The sequence below is a fragment of the Proteiniborus sp. DW1 genome (assembly GCF_900095305.1).
Lineage (GTDB): Bacteria > Bacillota > Clostridia > Tissierellales > Proteiniboraceae > Proteiniborus.
Map to the genome: position 1 here is coordinate 13,693 of NZ_FMDO01000058.1, position 19,980 is coordinate 33,672.

Genomic DNA, 19,980 nt, shown 5'->3' on the forward strand with positions numbered 1-19,980 from the left:
TAGTAAATGACTTATATGTCAAGTAAATATTTTCAATAAGGTTCTATAATAAAGGGTTGTAGCAAAGTCTCTTATACCTTTTACTACAACCCTTTGTTTTTCACATCTCTTACTCTGTTTCCCGTCTCTTTATTTCTTTGTAATTGCTACCCAAATCTCTTGACGGTTTTCCTGCAAATAACATTCAATAACTGGCAGGTCAGCTAAATTATAACCTGAGTTAGGAAGCCACTCAGTATAAAATTGTTTATAAACTTTCTGTATTGCTCCAGGTAATTCTCCATTTGCTTCAAAAATCGCCCATGTAGCAGCAGGATAGTCAAATTCTTTCATTCCATCAAGCACTGGGACATGTGTGCAATCTTCTGCATTAACATAGTTTGTAATGCCTATTATATATTCCATTTCCTCTGATTCACCCCATTGCCCTCCTTGGGCAATTCCTAGAAAACCTGAAGGTCTATAGTCTGGGAAATTCTCAATAAACAAATTCATAGTTCCGTCCTTCCATGCGTTTTCCCAAATACCGGGAACTGTCTCAAAGGCAGATGCCGTTTTTACTTTGTGTGATACTCCCATTACTTTAAATGCAGGCCATTGTTCAATTTGATAGTTCATATGATTCTCTCCTTTTATCGTTATTTGAAAAGAGATCTTAGGACAGGACTTTAACTGAACTGTCTCGTTCCTTACACTTGAAGGCAGTACTCCATGGAAATTTTTAAATGCTCGGGTAAATGAGTCTTGAGACTCGTAACCATACTTTAAAGAAATATCAATTATTCTTTCTGTACTATTCAATAAATCAAAGGCTGCCATAGTTAAACGTCTATTTCTTATATATTCTGACAACGACTTGTCTGCTATATATGAGAACATTCTTTGGAAGTTATAAATAGAACATCCAGCAATTCTTGAAATAGTCTCATAGGATATTTCACCTGCAAGGTTTTCCTCTATATAGTTTATTGACTCGTTCAATCTTTTAATCCAATCCATTTTTCTCTCTCCTAGTTTAATCATACACTTTTCACAATAGCCCAACTCGATATTCTATGCCGCATTATGTCGGGTCACTATTTTTTAACACTATTCCTAAATAATATATTCTTAATACTAATCCTTCAATTATTCTATATATAACTATTCTAATAATATTTTCAAAATAAATCTATGTCTATTTTTATAAAGTGTTAGGTATAGTTTTAAATATTATTTAAACTAGTACTAGATAGGGGTGGGGTTATTTGGAATTAACAATTTTTGTGTATCTCAAAGTATTCATTATAGCTACTGTAGCTATTAAGTATTGATTCTTTATGTTTAAAATGAAACATAAAGAAAACTGTTGCACAATTAAATAAAAAATTTCAATATACAATAACTCCTTATAATGACACTAAATAAACTAGAAAATTCCTTATTCACCTTACAAATAGATTTGTTTTTAGAAGATGCTAAATAAAGAAATTCTTAAGCTATTCATTATTATTTACCTTCATACTTTTCTTCAATAAATTGTATTAATTCTTCGTTGAATCTTTCTTGTTGATCGTAGAATAGAAAATGTCCACATGATTCAAGCGGTACAAGTTTAGAATTTTTAATACTGTGCTTTTGTGAAATGGCTAAAGAGAAAAGACATATTTGGTCATTGAGTCCATGAAGAATCAATGTTGGAACTTTAATTGTTTTCAAGTCATTAAATAAACCTTCTTCGCCAAGCCATGTATTTGCAACAGATGCAGAAGACCAACTGGCAGCCTGCAAACCCAGTTGAAAAATCCAATCTGATAATGGTTGACTAACATAGTTATGAAATACTTTACTACCAAACTCTTTCAAGGTTTCTGGCCTGTCCTTGTATATACCTTGGATAATATCTATCACATCTTGCCTTTGCAAACCATATGGGAAATATGGTCTTTGGATCAGACTAGGTGCTGCAGCAGCAAATAAAGCCAGTTTTGATACTCCGTAGCCTTTATGTCTAGCCATGTATCTTACACAAATTGCTCCTCCTGTTGAATGTCCTCCAAGAGTGAAATTTTTTAATTTAAGAGCGTCAACTACACAGCGAATGTCGTCGGCTAAACGGTTATAATCGTATCCACTCCAAGGTTTATCAGACAGTCCGAATCCCCTAAGGTCTATGCCTATACATCTGTACCCTAACTTAGGAAATTGATTAAACTGATATTCAAACAGATTATGGTTCCCCGGCCATCCATGAATTAGCAAAATTGTCTTGTTGCCTATTGGGTTAACATCTTCTACATAAATATTGACACCAGGTTCTACATTAATATAGTACCCCACTTATATCCCTCCTCGGAAAATATCTGATAATATGATATTCAGCCGAAATTATATTCGTACCAGAATCCCTATAGATTTTATCAGCACCACTTTCTCGTTATGAGAAAAGCTTCTATCAAAAGCCCTACCTCATCAAACTGTATACAAGACTCTTCTTCCCTCAGTGTTACAGATTATTCAATTAGTCCAGGTAGTAATCTTGCCCCTTGGTGATTTTGTATTTTATCATTCTGTGATAATCTCTAAGAAAGTAATTTCCTTTCTTCCTTTATCGCATAAATATAAAAAACAACAGAAGAATTTCTGTTGTTTTTTATATTTATGCGACATATGCTTACTATATCTAGTATCTATATGTGTATTAGCTTACTAAATGTTTAATAATGCATTTGAAATTTGCTTAAATCTTTCATCATCAATACCAAGCTTTTTCTTGAACCTTTCATCTTCCATTCTCGCAATAATTATCTCGTTAGGGGATATTTTCTTAATAATGTCCTTTATCTTCTCAATAGATTCTTCATCATCATTATATCCCTTAATAATAGTAACTTCAAATATAAACTTTCCTTTGTATTGTTTATTAAATAAAGCCATGTTTGAAATATACTCTTCTAAATTATATCCTTCAATTGGTCTCTGGACTTTTTGAAAATCTTCTTCAGTTATTACCTTTATCTCTCCTATAACCTCATCACATTTATTAGCAACTTTTATATATTCTTCTTTACCTAGTAAATAGCCATTAGAAAGCAGTCTTACAGACACTCCCTTAGCTTTTATAAGGTCAATTATATGGCTAACTCTGTTATTTAAAAGAGCCTCTCCCTTTGAATTAATATAAACTAATTCTACTTTATAATTTTCTATCATATTTTCTAGTTCTTTTAATGAACTATCTATTTCCTTAAATGATTGTTGTGTATCTACTTTATTATGTGTTCGTCCTATAGGGCAAAATATACAATCAAAATTACAATACTTTTCAGGAAGTACATCTACTTCCAATACTCTCTTACCATCTTCAACGTAAATCTCTTTATAACTAAAGTCACTCATTTTTTATCCTCCTAAATTACAAATTTAAAATAAAAAAGCCTAAAGAAATATTATTAAATATCTCCCAGGCTTTTATCCCTCCGTGAACACAGTAAGAACTGTGCGCTTTCTCTCGGACCTGCCAGCTATAAACTGCGGAACCCTAGAAAACTTAAACATATATTAAATTGATGCTTATAATTTTAAAGTTATGAATAATTTTAACATAATATCATAATCAAATCACTATATAAACCTTTTTATACAAGTAGGATATCTCCGCAATAAAAGCCTTATTTTCCTAATTAAATCATTTATTTTTTTCTTCATAACTTTTGGCCTATTTTAAGATTATATTATTTGCATATTATATTCTAGTTATTCACACAAGTTTAACATATCTGACTGCTTCTAATAGACTCCGGACTGATCATAATGAAAAAGCAATAACCCCGTCCCCTTGCTTTACGATTCATAGCAACAATTATTCCATAAACGAATATCTATAACTACCAGGTGCATTAAAAGTTTCCTTTATCACTCTAGGACTTACCCATCTAAGCAGATTTAGTTTACTTCCAGCCTTATCATTTGTTCCTGAAGCTCTTCCTCCACCAAATGGTTGCTGACCTACAACTGCTCCTGTAGGCTTATCATTTATATATAAATTGCCTGCCGCATATTCAAGTATATTCTCCATTTCAACTATAGCTTTTCTATTCTGAGAAAATATTGACCCAGTTAGTCCATAAACGGTAGATTCATTACAGATATTAAGGGTTTCTTCAAATTTATTATCCTCATACACATATATCGTAAGTACAGGTCCAAAGATTTCTTCCGTCATTGTTTTAAAGAATGGATTTTTAGTAGCTATAATTGTCGGTTCTATAAAATACCCTATAGTATCATCACAATTTCCTCCCACGATTATTTCAGCTTCATTAGAATTATTAGCATACTCAATATATCCTTTAATTTTATCAAAGGATTTTTTATCTATAACAGCACCCATAAAATTAGTAAAGTCTTCTACATCTCCTACTTTAATAGTCTCAACCTCGCTAATCAATTTTTCCTTTACCTCGTTCCACAGGCTTTCAGGTATATATGCTCGAGAAGCAGCTGAACACTTTTGCCCTTGATATTCAAAAGCACCTCTTATTAAAGCAGTAACTAGCTTATCAACATCTGCATCTTTGTGAGCAAATACAAAGTCCTTTCCACCTGTCTCCCCAACAAGCCTAGGATAAGATCTATATTTATCTATATTTGCACCTACTGTTTTCCACATTCCATTAAATACTTCTGTAGAACCTGTAAAATGAACTCCTCCAAGCCATTCACTATTAAATACTATATCTCCAATTAAGCTTCCTGAGCCAGGAATAAAGTTTATCACTCCATCAGGTAAACCTGCCTCCTGTAGTAGTTTCATAAAGAAATAGTTAGAATACACAGCTGAACCTGATGGTTTCCATACAACTGTATTTCCCATTAAAGCAGGAGATATAGATAAGTTTCCACCTATAGCAGTGAAATTAAAAGGGGTTACTGCAAAAACAAATCCCTCAAGAGGTCTGTACTCCATTCTATTCCAGCTCTCATTTGTGGAGATTATTTGCTCACTGTAGATTTCTGACATATAATACACATTAAATCTAAGAAAATCTATCAATTCACAAGCAGAGTCAATTTCAGCCTGATGAGCTGTTTTACTTTGTCCTAGCATAGTTGCTGCATTTAAAGTAGTTCTCCAAGGTCCTGCTAGCAACTCAGCGGCTTTTAAAAAAATTGATGCCCTATGCTGCCATGGCATTTTAGACCATTCTCTTTTAGCTTCCAAAGCTGCTTCAATTGCTAATTTTACTTCCTTTTCTCCCGCCATATGATAAGTTGCAAGAACATGATTTTTGTTGTGGGGAATGATGCATTCTTGAGTTTGACCCGTATGTACTTCCTTTCCTCCTATTATTAAAGGAATTTCATAATGCTTCTGTTTAAGTTCAGAGATTTTTAACTTGAGGTTCATTCTTTCAGAACTTTCTTTGTCATAGGTTAGAACAGGTTCATTTTCTGGCTTTTTTACCTTAAAACAGCTGTTAGACATAAAAATCCTCCTTTTAATAATGTTTTGAATATCATCAAAGTTTTAAAAGAAGGTATCCTTGATCATAGCAAACAAACTAAATCAATATATTGTTTAGTTTGTTTCAACTACGTTCCCTTCTTTCCAAACTGGGAGGCAAAGCTGCTTCCAACTTTACCCTAACAGTCTTTTGTTCATAGGTAGAACCTCTTGGAACAAGAGACTCGAAGAAACTTTCAATATAAACTTGTCTAGACACACTATAGTTGTGGCAATTCTAAATTTTCAGAAAATAAATAATTCCATAAATATTATATGCCGTTTTAGGGACAAATTCAACTTTTTATAGCTTAAAGGACAGGCATAGTTTTTGTTCAGTCTACAGCCCTAGATATTTCCTTTATATTGTTTTTTCCATCACTTTAATCTCCCAGTTTTTTTCAGGATGAATTGAACTAACTACTTCTTTTACTACTTTGAATCCGATTTTGGTCCAAAATTTAAATCCACTTTCGTTTTGCTTTAACACACCTAGTCTTATTCTAGAGTATCCTTTTTTTTTGCATGTTAACTATAAATTCTTCTATGAATGCTTTTCCATATCCTTGTCTATGAAAGTCTCCATGAATTAATAATAATCCTATATATACTGCATCTTCATCTGGATAACTCATTATATAATCAATAATTCCAATATCTTGACTATTTATAGATATTAAACTGTATCTCTTATTCTTCAAACTTGAATTTGGCGGTATACTATTTTTATCTTCGATGACAGTTCCCATTGAAGGCTTTCCATTCATTGAAATTTTGGGACAAGGGGACGTTTCATCCGTCTTGCTTTGGGACAAGGGGACGTTTCATCCGTCTTGCTTTGCGCTCTTCTCGATTATTATCTTCCTCATCTCTAATATTCTACTTAGTTATCGTATACTTATATCTGTCTCATTATAACTTTTTTGATCATCTCATTTTTCTTCATTCAAAAATTTAGTTATATCATCGCTTCTATCATTCCAACTCAGTGGAAACTCTTGCATTCTTCTAATCGATTCTAAATATAAAAACATCATCCTTCAAATTTTTCACTTACCTCATTATTTAAGTAATCAAATAGTTTATTATTTGTTAAAACTTTCTTCATCAAAATATCCTCCCTCATTATTTAAGTCTTAAAGAGTAACTTTAATAGGAGGACCTCTTTAGGTTGTTACAAACCATATATATAATATAATAAAATAAATATACATAAAAATATTAGCTTTCTCATAAATCTACATCCAAAAATAGAAATTATTGTTTCTATTTTTATAATATTAGCTAAATTATATAATAATTTAGCTAATATTACCACTGATTTATCCTTTACTTTTTATTAGTTCAAACTCCTTGGCCAATACTTTTATAAAGAGCAATAATACAATCCCCTTATAGCTTCGATTAGCGAATCTTTTCAAATGAATATCTTAAAGATGTAGTAATGAATGATTAAAATATTATATTATTGCATCTTAGGGGGTAATTTAGACGAATAACTAAAAAGCGAAAAGAGAAAACTAAAAGAAATAAATTTTTTCTAAAAAGCCTCTCTCTTTAGTCTATACAACTAAAAAGAAAGGCTTCTATCTTCATCTCATCATATCTTTTATTTGTGCTACATCCTTATCTCCTCTACCAGATAAATTAATTATTATAACCTTATCTTTACTTAGATTTTTAGCTAACTTCATTCCATAGGCTATGGCATGGGAGCTTTCTAAGGCTGGTATTATCCCCTCAGTTTTCGATAATTTAAAGAATGCATTTAAGGCTTCTTCATCAGTTACGGATTTGTATTCAGCTCTTTTTATATCACTGTAGTAGCTATGCTCTGGTCCTACTCCTGGATAATCTAGTCCTGCTGCGATAGAATGCGTATTATGCTTTAGTAAGTAGCTTTTAAAACCATGTATTACACCCACATTACCTCTACTTATACTAGCTGCATGTTCCTTTGTATCAATTCCTCTTCCAGCTGGCTCTACTCCTACCATTTTTACTTCTTTATCATTGTAAAATGGTGAAAATAACCCTATGGCATTACTTCCTCCTCCAACACAAGCTACTACATAGTCAGGTAATCTGCCTTCTTTTTCTATTATTTGCTTTCTTGCTTCTTTTCCTATTACTGATTGGAATGTCCTTACTATCATTGGAAATGGATGAGGTCCTACTGCTGAACCAAGAAGATAAAAGGTATAATCTTTATTTTTTACATAGTCCTCTAATGCCCTATCTACTGCTTCTTTTAGTGTCCTATTTCCTTCCTTTACAGCTACCACTTTTGCTCCTAGCATTTCCATTCTAAAAACATTTAATTCTTGTCTTTTAGTGTCTTCTTCACCCATATAAATGGTGCAATCTAATCCAAGTAAGGCACATACTGTAGCTGTAGCAACACCATGCTGTCCTGCACCTGTCTCTCCTATTATTCTTGTTTTTCTCATCCTTTTAGCAAGCAGGCCCTGTCCCATTGCATTGTTAATCTTGTGAGCTCCAGTATGGTTTAAGTCTTCTCTTTTTAGATAAATCTTAGCTCCTCTCATCTCTTCTGTTAGTCTCTCTGCAAAGTATAGTGGGCTCTCTCTACCTACATATTCTCTTAAATAATAGTCTAGCTCTTTTAAGAATACTTCATCCTCCATTGCATTGTAAAACTCTTCTTCTAGCTCATCTAATACTAACTTTAATTCCTCTGAGACAAAAGCTCCTCCATACTGCCCAAATAATCCATTTTCTCTTTTCATTTTTATTCCTCCTAATATATTTTTAAATACAAAAAAACCTTCATCCTCAATAGGACGAAGGTTAAATTCGCGGTGCCACCTAATTTATGCAAAAATGCATCTCTCTTAATGGGATACTAACATATCCTGTCCTCAGTTAACGGTAGGCTTCCGGCATGGGGTACTTTCAAAAGATTTCCACCAGCTTCTACAAAGTCCATTCATTAAAACCCTCTTTGCTAAAGTCTCACCATTCTTTAGCTCTCTGTGAAAGATAAGAATTAACTACTCTTCTTTGTCCTCGAATTTAATTTTATATTTTTTAAAATTTTATCAGATATAATATAAATTTGCAATAGGCAAGATTGAATTTCTTGATAATTCTGAAAGCTTTTTCTCTTATGCAATCCTTGCTCCTAAGTACTTATTTCTTTCGCCAACTAAACTTTCTCTGTCTAGAGGAATTTGCTGTCTCGTACCAGTCATTGTGAACTCTAATACATATTTCTATAACAACTTTTATCGGGGATATATTAAGACAATTTTTTGAATGTGGATATGAGCTAATAAGAAGCCTAAAAAGCTCTATAAAAGAAATATCCTCAATGATACTAGAGTCTTTTCGCAGAGAGCCTCTAACACCTAAAGATACCACTCTACTTTAATATATCACAAAAAATGTTGTATGACAGCTGAATCGTCCCCTTGTCTCTTGTCTTTTATATCAATTTTGCTCTACCTCTTTATGAAACGCTTGGATCACCTTACTAAGTTCTAACGGATACTGGAATGCAACATATGCATGACTTCCCCCTGGAATAACCACAACCTTACTTGACTTCAAAAGCTTTTGTAAGCTTTCTATGGCTGCTTTTATCTCGTTCGACTTCCATTCATCTTCACTTGGTAACATTAAAACAGGACAGGTGATTTTTTCAAAGTATTTTTCGAATTTGATATCCCAAAAATCTTCTAGATATTTATCTATTACCCATTTTGGACAGGCCGATGTATATTTCCCACCTCCTGTTTCCCAAGTATTATATATTTCGAATTCTTCAATTTGCTTGTTCCACGAAATGCCACTTTGCTCGTAGTTCTTTTTTGCCATCTCAATTTTTTCAACTATTGAATCAAAAACAGGATTGTTTTTCTTTGCTCTTTTAGCTCGCAGTTCTATTTTTTTATTTGGTATTTCTTCTTTTCTTATATTAAATACACCATTTTCACCAAAATAATTCTGAATCGCACCTTCTGCTACAATAGATTTTACTCTTTCTGGGAAACGCGCTGCAAGATTTACTGCAATTTCCCCACCTAAAGAACTTCCTACTATATGCGCCTTCTCTATTCCTAATTGATTCATAATCTCTATAATATCTATTGCCATATTGTCTAATGTGTATCCATTTACTGTTTTCTCTGATTTGCCATGTCCTCTAAGGTCCAACGTAACTATGTGATATTTATCAACAAAATAGGGTATAACTCCATTCCATTGTGCCAGGTTTCCTCCTGAAAAGTGTAAAAACACAATGGTTTCTCCATTTCTAGGATACTGATTTACTTCTAACTCCGTCCCATTAGCTTTAACTCTCAACTGCTCCAATATTCTACCCCTCCTAACATTAATCAATTTAGCTTCTTGGTGGCAAGAGGACATTTCATTTGTCTTGTTTTATAATCCTCTCAATTGCTGTCTTCCCTATATCTAATATTCTACTTAATTGTCGTATACTTATATCTGTCTCATTATAAATTCTTTTGATTATCTCATTTCTTTCTTCATTCGAAAATTTAGTTATATCATCTATGTTATACTTTTGACTAATTATTTTTCTGTAGGTATCATCATTATATTTTTTTACTTCTCTATACTCCAGACACTCGTCGTTATTTATAATATTCATATGACTGGTAAAACCCTCTACTGTCTTAAAGTAAGTTCTGATTAACTCTGTATCTATAAAAGTACTATGTCCTTGATACGCAAGCAAATATTGTCCATAGCTACTCCACTTGTAATCTTCTGGTTTGTTTGTTATTCCAGCTTTAACTGGATTTTGATGAATGTATCTTAGTACCGTTATTAGATAGTCTTCTGTCTCAACAGGTTCGCTCTTATACCTGTTTTGAAATAAATGACCTGTCCTTTGATATTTATTGTTATGCCAACTAACATATCCTACTGTCATACGCTTGATACTCGTTCCTAGCTCTTCATCTTCTTTAATTAATACATGGAGATGATTATTCATAAGACAATAACCATATATTTTAAATTTACCAGATTCTTTAGCTTTTATAAGGACTTTAATAAACTTTTCTTTATCCTCATCATCTAAAAAAATGTCTCTTTTGTCAATACCTCTTAGCATAACATGATAAATTCCAGTTTTACTTCTTACTCTTGCTTGTCTTGCCATAATATCACCCTACTTTAATATAACATAATGAATATTGTAAGACAGACGAAACGTCCCCTTGTCCTAAGACAGACGAAACGTCCCCTTGTCCTACGTCCCCTTGTCCTACGTCCCCTTGTCCTATGGAGTTTTAATATTATAATTAGCTCTAAGCCTTGATGCTATATCTGCAATTTTATAATCCACATCAATAATTGAGAGATTTGGGTAATTGGACAATATTAATTTGTACCTATTTTCTAAAAAGACATTATTATCTTTTTTAGGTTTTACTAATATCTCCATAAAAGATACTATTGACATAAAAGCTTCATTTCTACCATCTTGTATCTCTATAAAAATTTTCTCTAATTTATCTGCATAATTATGATTATCTTCAAAATAATATATAAAACAATTAGTGTCGAGTAATATAGTTTCTCTATTGTTTATTCCCATGATTCTCTTTCCTCTTTTATATATTCATTAGTGTCAATATTGTTCCATAATTCCTTTCCTAATCCTCTCATAACTTTTGCAAAACTATCTGGCTTTTCCATTAATAAGATTTGCCTAGTTTCTTCGTCATATAGCCATATAATTTCAGCACCTGGTCTCAATCCTGCTTTTTTTAATATTTCTTCTGGTATCTTTAGACTTCGGTCCTCATTCAGCTTAGAAATAAGACTCATTATTAACACTTCCTTCCTTTTATAGATATCTTAGGATATATTAACTTACATATATTATATCATTATTTTTTACACATTGTCTGAATTTGTACTAGTTTTTCTTGCCTTTACTATAATTATAGATGCAATTTGTATTATGAAAGAAACAATTGTTATTAGTACTAAAAGACCAACAGAAGTAAAGGGCTTGAAATACCAGCTCCATTCCCCTGGTAAGTCCTCCCAAATTATATTTTATTACACCTAAATCTATTAATGAACATAATATAAATTATGTGTCATAACGGTCAGTCTTATTGTTAGAAACCAACAATAATATTTACTATGGTTATTAATCCAGAATCTCTTCTACTTGTATTAATACATCTGTATGATGTCCACCAAATATCGCTTTAAATAAAGTTCCTTGTATTCTAACTCGACTATCTATATAACTATCCAATAGTTCAGTTTCTTCTTCACCCATAGGGACTACTTGTATTTCAGTAACTCCAAGTACATCTGAATTTTGAGTATCATTCTCCGTTGCAATAACATCAATTGGGTTATCCAATTGCAATATAAACGGATATTGTTGAGCATCAGTATCAGGGTTCTCTCCATAATTTGGTGGACCATAGTACATTCTTGTAATTAATTTGCCTTCAATTATTGATACATTAGGCTCAAAATAGTATTCACCTGAATCCTTCAACACCTCTACATCATTTGTGTCTTTTTTACAGGCAATTAATGAAAGTACCAGTATCAATAAGACCAAATACATAACAGTTTTCTTCAAAATATAATCCTCCCTATCTTAAATTAGTTACATATTTATATACTTATACGTATTATATCATTTAGCTATAGCTATGATAACCCCTTATCCATCAATATTTATCCTAAATAGCTTGTCCTACTTATGGTATGGTTCACCATATCAGTTCTACTAGCAAAACTTATTTGTTGGTTGATGTATCGAAGAAAAATGAATTCAAGTAAAAAATATACCAAAAAACCAGTAGGTTTTCATCATAATAAACCTACTGGTTTTATAAAACTGATATATCTGATTCTTCAGCTTCTTGACATTTGTAAAAAACAATGTTTTTATCTTTGATACCAGTCTTGTATTTCAGGATGTTTCGCTATAAGCCTTTCATTTGTTTCTAGCAATTTTTCATAGTAATCATTATATATTGGACTTAATTTTCTCATAGCAGGTATAAAGACATCATAATATCCACTAGTTTCCCCAAATTTCCTAAACAACTCCATCAAACGTGCTGCATCAGATTCTCTATATTCTTTAGTCTTCTTATATTCAATATATTGTTCTAATATTTCTTGATTCTCATTATAATAAGTATCAAAATCATTTACAGCATTTGTCCATCCACTAGATAGCTTATATACATCTGTATCATCAATAGTAGATGTCACAGTATCAATGATATTTTGTAAATCAGTAGGAATCACAAATGATTCCACTTCATCTAAAAATGTAACTATGATTTGATATGCCTCTTTTTGTTCTTCTCTTTCTAATTCAATATTTAGAAATTGGCCAAAGTGAATACTAATAAATCTTCCGTAATATCCTGGAAATATATTTAATAATCTTTGTTTAATTGTAGATTGTTCAAATAATCTATTAAGACCACTTTCAATCGTTTCTCTATCTTCACCTTGAATTAACCCTTCCAATAATTCTAATTTTTTCTTCTCGTTATTATGTTCTATTTCCTTCTGATACTTTATCTCACGTAAAACAGTATTAGGTGATTGGCTGCATAAAACTTTACTGATTTCTTCAATACTTAAATCAAATTTACGAAGTAAAGCTATCTTTTTTAACTTTTCAACATCTCCCTGACTAAAATATCTGTATCCATTTTCTCTAATTTCAGGAGAAATCAATCCTTTTTGTTGATAATATTCTACTGCCTTTTTTGTAAGCCCTGTCTCCTGGCATATATCTTTAATTAACATATCTAACACCTCCTAATTTAATATTAATGTATCCCCTAAGGTGCTAGTCAAGTATCGAATTAATATTATACTCAATTTCATCTTGTTTTAAAGCATATTTAATATGTTTTATACTAATTTTTATAAATATTTCCAATAACGCATAGCTTGTCCACTACTTATGATAGAGTCCACCGTATCGACTCGACTCATAAAATAAATAGAATATGTTTAGTAGTTGGTTTAAGCTGATAAAATAAAACAGTAGGTTTCATCATAAGAACCTACTGCTTTATTTACAACGCTATTAATAACTTTGAAATTTATTTAGCTTTTCTATCCAAATATATCATTTAATTTAATCTCTAAATCCTCAAATATAATTGATTTTACTACATCTTCTTTAGAATATATAGTTGGCTCAGAGTAAAACCTATCTTCTTTTAATGTAAATATATGAACTGTATTATTTTTAGGAGATATTATCCAATATTCTTTTACTCCAACCTTCATATATATTCCCATTTTTTTTATGAAATCATTTGATGCTGTAGATGGAGATAATACTTCAACAACAAGAGTAGGTACACCAGTATAATTTTGTTCTCCTAATCCTTTCTTGTCACATATTACTGTTAAATCTGGTTGCACTTTGTGAATTTTTTCTTCGTCTTTTAAAACTACATCAAAGGGAGCAACAAAATGTATACAGTCTTTATTTTTAAAATAATTTCTAAATTCCGCTGACAAATTTGTTACTACCATTCGATGTGCAACTGAAGGAGCAGCTAATAGATATACTTTCCCATCAATGAATTCTAAATTATTATCACTATTTATATCTATTTCCATAAATTCTTCATAAGAAATCTCTTTTTCTTTTGGAATCATATTTTCGACCCCCAATCCCTCTTTTTTAAGACAAATTATAAAGATTCTCTTTAACATATAATACCCAGATATATTATATCATATTATATATTACATATAATATTAACTATGTGTCGTGATTTGTTTTACTGATTTTATCTTTTAAATCAAACTTTATCATTAAGAACTTATGAATTAGAAAGGTTATAATTCCACCTATAATTGTCCCTATAATATCTTTCCAATCAAATGTACCTATAGGTAGTTTAATCTGAATAAATTCATATGCTATAAATCCTAAAACTGACCCTAATATTACTATTAATTCATCTTTATATTCTTCATATTGTGCTTTAGCCATAAACAAAAAAGATGCTGTAATGACTGCCCCTATATTGGGAAATATGTCTGCTAAACCATAATCATTAATGTTGTTACCATATATATAACTTCGATATATAGTAGACATAACAAAAGTTGAAATTAGGAATATAAAAAACAATTTATAATACAATCGTCTTTTTTTCATCATTACCTCCATTTAACATGACGCATTAATCTACCTATATACATTATATCATTTAATCCTAATTAATAGTAACCCCTTAAACATTATCCTACAACGCATAGCTTGTCCTACTTATGATAGGGTTCACCGTATCAGTTTGACTCGCAAAATAAATAGAATGTATCTAGTGATAGATGTATAAACTCTACTATAAATAAATAAGGTGTTTAACATAATCTATGCCAAACACCTTGTTAACTATCTTCTAATGATTTCATTTTTATAATTCACCAAAGCTTTTACTTGAAATATTTTCTACATATTTCTTCTATATCATTTATAAATACCATCTTTTTATTAAATTACTCCTAGGCTACCATTTCATTATAATTAATGATAAGAACTTCTGCTTTATTTTTTCTTAATTCTTCTACAATGTTTTCTAGTTTTATGGCTGTTTCAGTGTCTACATAATATTCTCCACATTGATTACAAGTATTGGCAGGAACATTTTTTATAATAATTATGCCATCCCCTAAATCTATAATATGATTTACTACTCCTTTTTTTAATTTTCCTTTACATAAAGCACAATTCATATTACTACCTCCTTCTGGTCTTAAAATCTTCTAACCATTCATTAGTATTTGGATAATATGCAGTTATCATCCACACATTTCCCTCTCCCAATGAACATACTACATGAAGAACTTTATCATTATCACATCTTCCAGCTATAAGGCAACTTGGAAATGGATAATCTGAAGAATAGTATTCTATAATTTCTCCACTCAAGACACACTTTATAACATCTTTTACTTTAATTTCTCTTTGCTGCATTCTAGTTAGAACATGACCACTCCACTGTATATTATCTTCTTGTAATGCTCTTCTTATATCATCTATATCAAATAACATATTTCCCTCCTAAAACAGGTGTTTTTTTGAATAATTCCATTATTCTTTTTGAGATAATATAATATATATTTATTATACCTCATTGATAAAAGTTTGCTACATGTTGTGCATAATATAAATGATACGCATTAACTCATGTTTTAAATATCTTCCTTTATAATCTTAAAACATTTAATTATTTAGAAATGTTTGTTTTTTCTCCACAATGTCTGCAATGATAATTATGTTTTTTAGCAGAAGATAATCTTTCAAGATTTTCAAAACCTCCACAATTTGGACATCTCAATCTTTTTTTATCCAATATAATGTATGAGGATATTAAAATAGCTGAAAATATAAAAAAGGGCCATTTTGTAATTCCAACAACTAATGTAATTACTGAAAGCACAATAAATATAATTCCAAGATTAATATGTCTTTTTGAAATAGATTTCATAAGCTATACCCCCTTTAAAATAGATAACCATTACTTCGCTACTTAATACTTACACGTATTATATCATTTAATTCTACCTTATGATAATCCCTTAAATATTATCCTATAGCCCTTAGCTTGTCCACTACTTATGATACGGTTCCCCCTTCATTATCCTAAACCCTCTATAAATCTGCTCCAACAAAATCACTCTCATGAGCTGATGAGGGAAGGTCATTTTGGAGAAAGATAGGCTGAAGTTGCTTTTTTGGGATACTTCTTTTGATATTCCTAATGAGCCCCCTATGATGAAGGTTATATCGTTTATACCTTCTATCATAAGGGACTCAATTTTTTCTGAGAGTTCTTCTGAGGATAGTTGTTTGCCTTGTATTTCTAAGGTTATTATATATGAATTAGCTGGGATTTTTGAGAGGAGTCTTTGTCCTTCTTTGTCTTTGATCTGTTCCATTTCTTTATTGCTTAGGTTTTCTGGTGCTTTTTCATCTTCTACTTCTATAATCTCAAGATTACAATATCTTGATAGTCGTTTAGAATACTCCTTTATACCTTCTTGCATGAACTTTTCTTTTATTCTCCCAACAGAGACTATACGAATTTTCATTAGATTCTTATTACCTCCTAATTATAACCAGTCTTTTACCTGTTCTAATAGGTTATAGTTTGTTAAGTCATAGTGCAGAGGTGTAATCGTTATATATCCTTCTCTTAAATAGAATCTATCAGTTTCTTCTTCTTTTTCTTCATTATGTCTTCCTTTAATTGCTAAGGTTATTTCATCTTCGCCATTTCTATTTTCAACAAAATAATAATCATAAACAATTCCGCCAATCTTGCATACTCTAATTCCCTTTATATCTTCTTCTTTTCTACATGGGAAGTTAACATTTAGCACTATATTATTCTTAATCAAATCTTCTTTTACTTTTTCAAATATTTCCTTAGCATGCTTTGCAGCTACTTCAAAACAATTAGGTTCTTCCCCTAGTTCACAAGAAAAAGCCATAGCTGGAATTTTATATATATTTCCCTCAATAGCTGCTGATACTGTCCCTGAATATAATACATCTGCTCCAACATTTAATCCTAAGTTTATACCTGATAATACTACATCTACTTGCCCATCTACTAACTTATCTAGTGCAACTCTTACACAATCTGCTGGTGAGCCAGATATGCTATAGGCCCTTGATTTAATTCCTGGGATATTGACCTTTCTCACTAAAATAGGTTTTGTTAAAGTGATTGAATGTCCAGCAGCACTTCTTTGTCCTTCTGGTGCTACTATTACTACCTCATAATCTTTTTCAAACTCCTTCGCCAATGCTTGTATACCTATAGCATTTATTCCGTCATCATTTACTAATAGTAATCTCATACTTGCCTCCTCATATTGTCTTATTCGTAAATACTCTTATACAACCAAATACTTTGGATGTCTATCACAAAATTCACAGGTATGTGGACTTGTCCAGTCTGTAAAGCTTACTTGATCAAGCTCATAAACATCTGGGGACTGCTCATATGTCTCTACAAATTCCTCTAATGCAATTTCTAAATGATCATTACATACTACATACATCGAATCACTCCAAACTCATTAATATATGGTAATAGAGAATAATATATAGTATTTGCAAAAAGTATAGGTTTTACAACATTATATTGAAAACCAGGTTCAAACCAATATCCATCTGGTTTTATATGAGTGTATAGGTTTTACAACATTATATTGAAAACATGATAATCTTGGGTTTAACTTAAGATTAAAAACAAAATACTTTAGATGGTCTATCTCTATAGGTCAGCTCTAAGTTTATGTCTTTAGTCACATTTATACCCTTTTCTGTTAGTATATTAGCAACAGTTTGATAAGCCAGCTCTGGAAAATTATTTTCTTTGCTCAGGTGACCTAATAATATACATTCATTCTCACCATTTAACACTTCTGCTAAAAGCCTCCCTGCATCATCATTTGAAAGGTGTCCATGCTCACTTAAAATCCTTTTTTTCAAATACCAAGGATATTTTCCTACCTTAAGCATTTCTATATCGTGGTTAGATTCTATTAATAACAAGTGAGAATTCTTTATATTCTCTTTTACTTCTTCACTAACGTATCCTGTATCTGTCACTAAGCTAATTTTCACATTTTCATAATAGAAGCTATATCCTACAGGTTCTATAGCATCATGAGATACTTTAAAAGGATGAACGTTCAAATCTTGTATTTCAAAAATCTTATCTGTATCAAATATATTTATATTCTCTTCCTTGACTTCTCCTATTTCGGATTTCATACTTAGCCAGGTCTTTTCATTTGCATATATTGGTATATTAAACCTTCTCGACAAAATTCCTATACCATGAATATGGTCCTTATGCTCATGAGTTACTAATATTCCATTAATTGTGCTTGGTTCAACTTCTATGGAGACAAGTGCCTCCTGAATCTTTTTCCCACTTAGGCCTGCATCTACTAATAATTTTACTCTATCTGTTTCTATATATTGGCAATTTCCACTACTACCACTTGCCAGCGAACAAAATCTTACTGTCATATATTCTCCTCCAACCACTTACTATTCTACTCATCCTATTTAATAAACATAAAACAATTATATCATAGATTGAAAAATGGAAAAAGCCGAGTTGTCCCGGCTATCTATTAACCCTATATATTTTGGCTCCTAAGCCTAAAAGCTTTTGTTCTATATTCTCATATCCTCTATCTATATGGAAAACATCATCTATTTCAGTTTTACCCTTTGCTATAAGTCCTGCAACTACAAGAGCTACTCCTGCTCTTAGATCAGTGGCTCTAACTCTAGCACCAGTTAGTTCCTTCACTCCTTCGATTATAGCCACTCTTCCATCTACTTTAATATTGGCGCCCATTCTCTTTAATTCATCAATATATTTGAATCTAGCCTCAAAAACACTTTCTGTAATAACACTGCTTCCTTCCGCTATGGATAAAATAGCTGCCATTGGTTGTTGGAGATCCGTAGGAAAACCTGGATAAGGCAGTGTTTTTACATTTACTCCTACTAGTTTACCGTTTGAGATTACCCTAACTGAATCATCATATTCTATTATATTAGCTGATGTTTCTCTAAGCTTTGCTATTATAGACTCTAAATGTTTTGGTATTACATTTTTGACTAATACATCTCCACCTGTAGCAGCTACTGCAACCAAATAAGTACCAGCTTCTATCTGATCAGGTATCACACTATAGGTACAACCATGTAACTTTTCTACACCTTCAATCCTAATTACATCTGTGCCCGCTCCTTTTACATCTGCTCCCATGGAGTTTAGGTAGTTAGCCACATCTACAACATGAGGCTCCTTAGCTGCATTCTCTATTGTAGTTCTGCCCTCTGCACATACTGCAGCCATCATAATATTTATAGTAGCCCCAACACTCACTACGTCTAGATATATCTTGGTTCCAACAAGCTTGTCAGCTCTACATTTTATAACCCCATGCTCTATGTCTACCTTAGCTCCAAGAGCTTCAAAGCCTTTTATGTGCTGATCTATAGGTCTAGTTCCTATATCACAGCCTCCAGGATAAGCTACTTCAACTTCCTTAAAACGACTAAGACCAGCTCCTAATAGATAGTAAGATGCTCTTATTTGCCTTGATAGGTCATATGGAGCTACAATTTTAGTTATCTTACTTGTATCGATGACCATTGTGCCATTTTCATTTAACTCAATGTCTGCCCCAATAGAAGACATAATATTAGAAATACAAAATATATCCTTTATCATAGGAAGATTTTCAACAACACATCTTTCACCTGCTAATATAGATGCAGGGATTATAGGCAATGCTGCATTTTTAAATCCGCTAACCTCAACTGCTCCATTAAGTTCATATCCGCCCTCAATTATTATCTTCTCCACTTAATATGTCACCCTCTCTCTGCTTAAATTAAAACAAAAAATAGAAGAAATATAGTATCTCTTCTA

22 protein-coding genes, 2 riboswitches and 1 other annotated feature are annotated in these 19,980 nt (G+C 31.6%); all 22 genes read right to left on the minus strand.

The features are described from left to right. Positions 1 to 129: 129 nt before the first annotated feature. On the minus strand, positions 130 to 999 hold the full coding sequence (locus tag DW1_RS14300) for an AraC family transcriptional regulator (protein WP_074351576.1): 870 nt from the start codon (positions 997 to 999) through the stop codon (positions 130 to 132). 489 nt (positions 1,000 to 1,488) lie between these two features. Beyond that, positions 1,489 to 2,319, minus strand: coding sequence for an alpha/beta fold hydrolase (locus DW1_RS14305; protein WP_074351578.1), 831 nt, complete (start codon positions 2,317 to 2,319; stop codon positions 1,489 to 1,491). Positions 2,320 to 2,688: 369 nt separating this feature from the next. Further along, complete coding sequence (locus DW1_RS14310) at positions 2,689 to 3,378, minus strand: radical SAM protein (protein ID WP_074351580.1); 690 nt, start codon at positions 3,376 to 3,378, stop codon at positions 2,689 to 2,691. A 59-nt stretch (positions 3,379 to 3,437) separates the two neighbouring features. Next, positions 3,438 to 3,535, minus strand: a riboswitch (guanidine-I (ykkC/yxkD leader). Positions 3,536 to 3,841: 306 nt separating this feature from the next. Then, a complete protein-coding gene (gene pruA / locus DW1_RS14315; protein WP_074351582.1) occupies positions 3,842 to 5,467 on the minus strand; it encodes an L-glutamate gamma-semialdehyde dehydrogenase in 1,626 nt (541 codons plus the stop codon). Between the two features lie 100 nt (positions 5,468 to 5,567). After that, positions 5,568 to 5,688: riboswitch (molybdenum cofactor riboswitch) on the minus strand. Positions 5,689 to 5,988: 300 nt separating this feature from the next. Beyond that, the gene (locus DW1_RS14320; RefSeq protein ID WP_143474441.1) at positions 5,989 to 6,252 is read right to left on the minus strand and encodes a GNAT family N-acetyltransferase; all 264 of its coding nucleotides are present in this window, start codon (positions 6,250 to 6,252) and stop codon (positions 5,989 to 5,991) included. An 825-nt stretch (positions 6,253 to 7,077) separates the two neighbouring features. Next, positions 7,078 to 8,235 (minus strand): tryptophan synthase subunit beta, encoded by a 1,158-nt coding sequence (gene trpB, locus DW1_RS14325; protein WP_074351586.1) that lies wholly within the window; start codon positions 8,233 to 8,235, stop codon positions 7,078 to 7,080. Positions 8,236 to 8,282: 47 nt separating this feature from the next. Further along, positions 8,283 to 8,525, minus strand: a binding site (T-box leader). A gap of 413 nt (positions 8,526 to 8,938) precedes the next feature. Beyond that, a complete protein-coding gene (locus DW1_RS14330) occupies positions 8,939 to 9,823 on the minus strand; it encodes an alpha/beta fold hydrolase (RefSeq protein ID WP_074351588.1) in 885 nt (294 codons plus the stop codon). Positions 9,824 to 9,878: 55 nt separating this feature from the next. Then, positions 9,879 to 10,640 (minus strand): REP-associated tyrosine transposase, encoded by a 762-nt coding sequence (locus tag DW1_RS14335; protein ID WP_074351590.1) that lies wholly within the window; start codon positions 10,638 to 10,640, stop codon positions 9,879 to 9,881. A 120-nt stretch (positions 10,641 to 10,760) separates the two neighbouring features. Continuing rightward, the gene (locus DW1_RS14340) at positions 10,761 to 11,078 is read right to left on the minus strand and encodes a type II toxin-antitoxin system VapC family toxin (protein WP_074351592.1); all 318 of its coding nucleotides are present in this window, start codon (positions 11,076 to 11,078) and stop codon (positions 10,761 to 10,763) included. Further along, positions 11,069 to 11,311 (minus strand): hypothetical protein, encoded by a 243-nt coding sequence (locus tag DW1_RS14345; RefSeq protein ID WP_053962824.1) that lies wholly within the window; start codon positions 11,309 to 11,311, stop codon positions 11,069 to 11,071. The genes DW1_RS14340 and DW1_RS14345 overlap by 10 nt, the downstream gene beginning before the upstream one ends. Positions 11,312 to 11,642: 331 nt before the next feature. Beyond that, complete coding sequence (locus DW1_RS14350) at positions 11,643 to 12,092, minus strand: DUF4431 domain-containing protein (RefSeq protein ID WP_074351594.1); 450 nt, start codon at positions 12,090 to 12,092, stop codon at positions 11,643 to 11,645. Between the two features lie 311 nt (positions 12,093 to 12,403). Further along, positions 12,404 to 13,285: a MerR family transcriptional regulator gene (locus tag DW1_RS14355; protein ID WP_074351596.1), complete on the minus strand. Its 882-nt coding sequence runs from the start codon at positions 13,283 to 13,285 to the stop codon at positions 12,404 to 12,406. A 315-nt stretch (positions 13,286 to 13,600) separates the two neighbouring features. Next, a complete protein-coding gene (locus tag DW1_RS14360; RefSeq protein ID WP_074351597.1) occupies positions 13,601 to 14,155 on the minus strand; it encodes a Uma2 family endonuclease in 555 nt (184 codons plus the stop codon). Positions 14,156 to 14,261: 106 nt separating this feature from the next. Further along, the gene (locus DW1_RS14365; protein WP_074351599.1) at positions 14,262 to 14,663 is read right to left on the minus strand and encodes a hypothetical protein; all 402 of its coding nucleotides are present in this window, start codon (positions 14,661 to 14,663) and stop codon (positions 14,262 to 14,264) included. Positions 14,664 to 15,010: 347 nt separating this feature from the next. Further along, the gene (locus DW1_RS14370; protein ID WP_074351600.1) at positions 15,011 to 15,241 is read right to left on the minus strand and encodes a type II toxin-antitoxin system MqsA family antitoxin; all 231 of its coding nucleotides are present in this window, start codon (positions 15,239 to 15,241) and stop codon (positions 15,011 to 15,013) included. A gap of 4 nt (positions 15,242 to 15,245) precedes the next feature. Further along, positions 15,246 to 15,560, minus strand: coding sequence for a DUF4258 domain-containing protein (locus DW1_RS14375; protein WP_074351602.1), 315 nt, complete (start codon positions 15,558 to 15,560; stop codon positions 15,246 to 15,248). A 175-nt stretch (positions 15,561 to 15,735) separates the two neighbouring features. After that, on the minus strand, positions 15,736 to 15,996 hold the full coding sequence (locus tag DW1_RS14380; protein ID WP_074351604.1) for a hypothetical protein: 261 nt from the start codon (positions 15,994 to 15,996) through the stop codon (positions 15,736 to 15,738). A gap of 124 nt (positions 15,997 to 16,120) precedes the next feature. Then, positions 16,121 to 16,600, minus strand: a complete 480-nt coding sequence (rlmH, locus tag DW1_RS14385) for a 23S rRNA (pseudouridine(1915)-N(3))-methyltransferase RlmH (protein WP_074351605.1) — start codon at positions 16,598 to 16,600, stop codon at positions 16,121 to 16,123. Positions 16,601 to 16,621: 21 nt separating this feature from the next. Continuing rightward, on the minus strand, positions 16,622 to 17,374 hold the full coding sequence (gene surE / locus DW1_RS14390; protein ID WP_074351607.1) for a 5'/3'-nucleotidase SurE: 753 nt from the start codon (positions 17,372 to 17,374) through the stop codon (positions 16,622 to 16,624). A gap of 36 nt (positions 17,375 to 17,410) precedes the next feature. Further along, complete coding sequence (locus DW1_RS14395) at positions 17,411 to 17,578, minus strand: CxxH/CxxC protein (protein WP_074351609.1); 168 nt, start codon at positions 17,576 to 17,578, stop codon at positions 17,411 to 17,413. Between the two features lie 184 nt (positions 17,579 to 17,762). Continuing rightward, positions 17,763 to 18,557 (minus strand): MBL fold metallo-hydrolase, encoded by a 795-nt coding sequence (locus DW1_RS14400; RefSeq protein WP_074351611.1) that lies wholly within the window; start codon positions 18,555 to 18,557, stop codon positions 17,763 to 17,765. Between the two features lie 100 nt (positions 18,558 to 18,657). Beyond that, the gene (locus DW1_RS14405; RefSeq protein WP_074351613.1) at positions 18,658 to 19,914 is read right to left on the minus strand and encodes a UDP-N-acetylglucosamine 1-carboxyvinyltransferase; all 1,257 of its coding nucleotides are present in this window, start codon (positions 19,912 to 19,914) and stop codon (positions 18,658 to 18,660) included. Between the last annotated feature and the right edge of the window lie 66 nt (positions 19,915 to 19,980).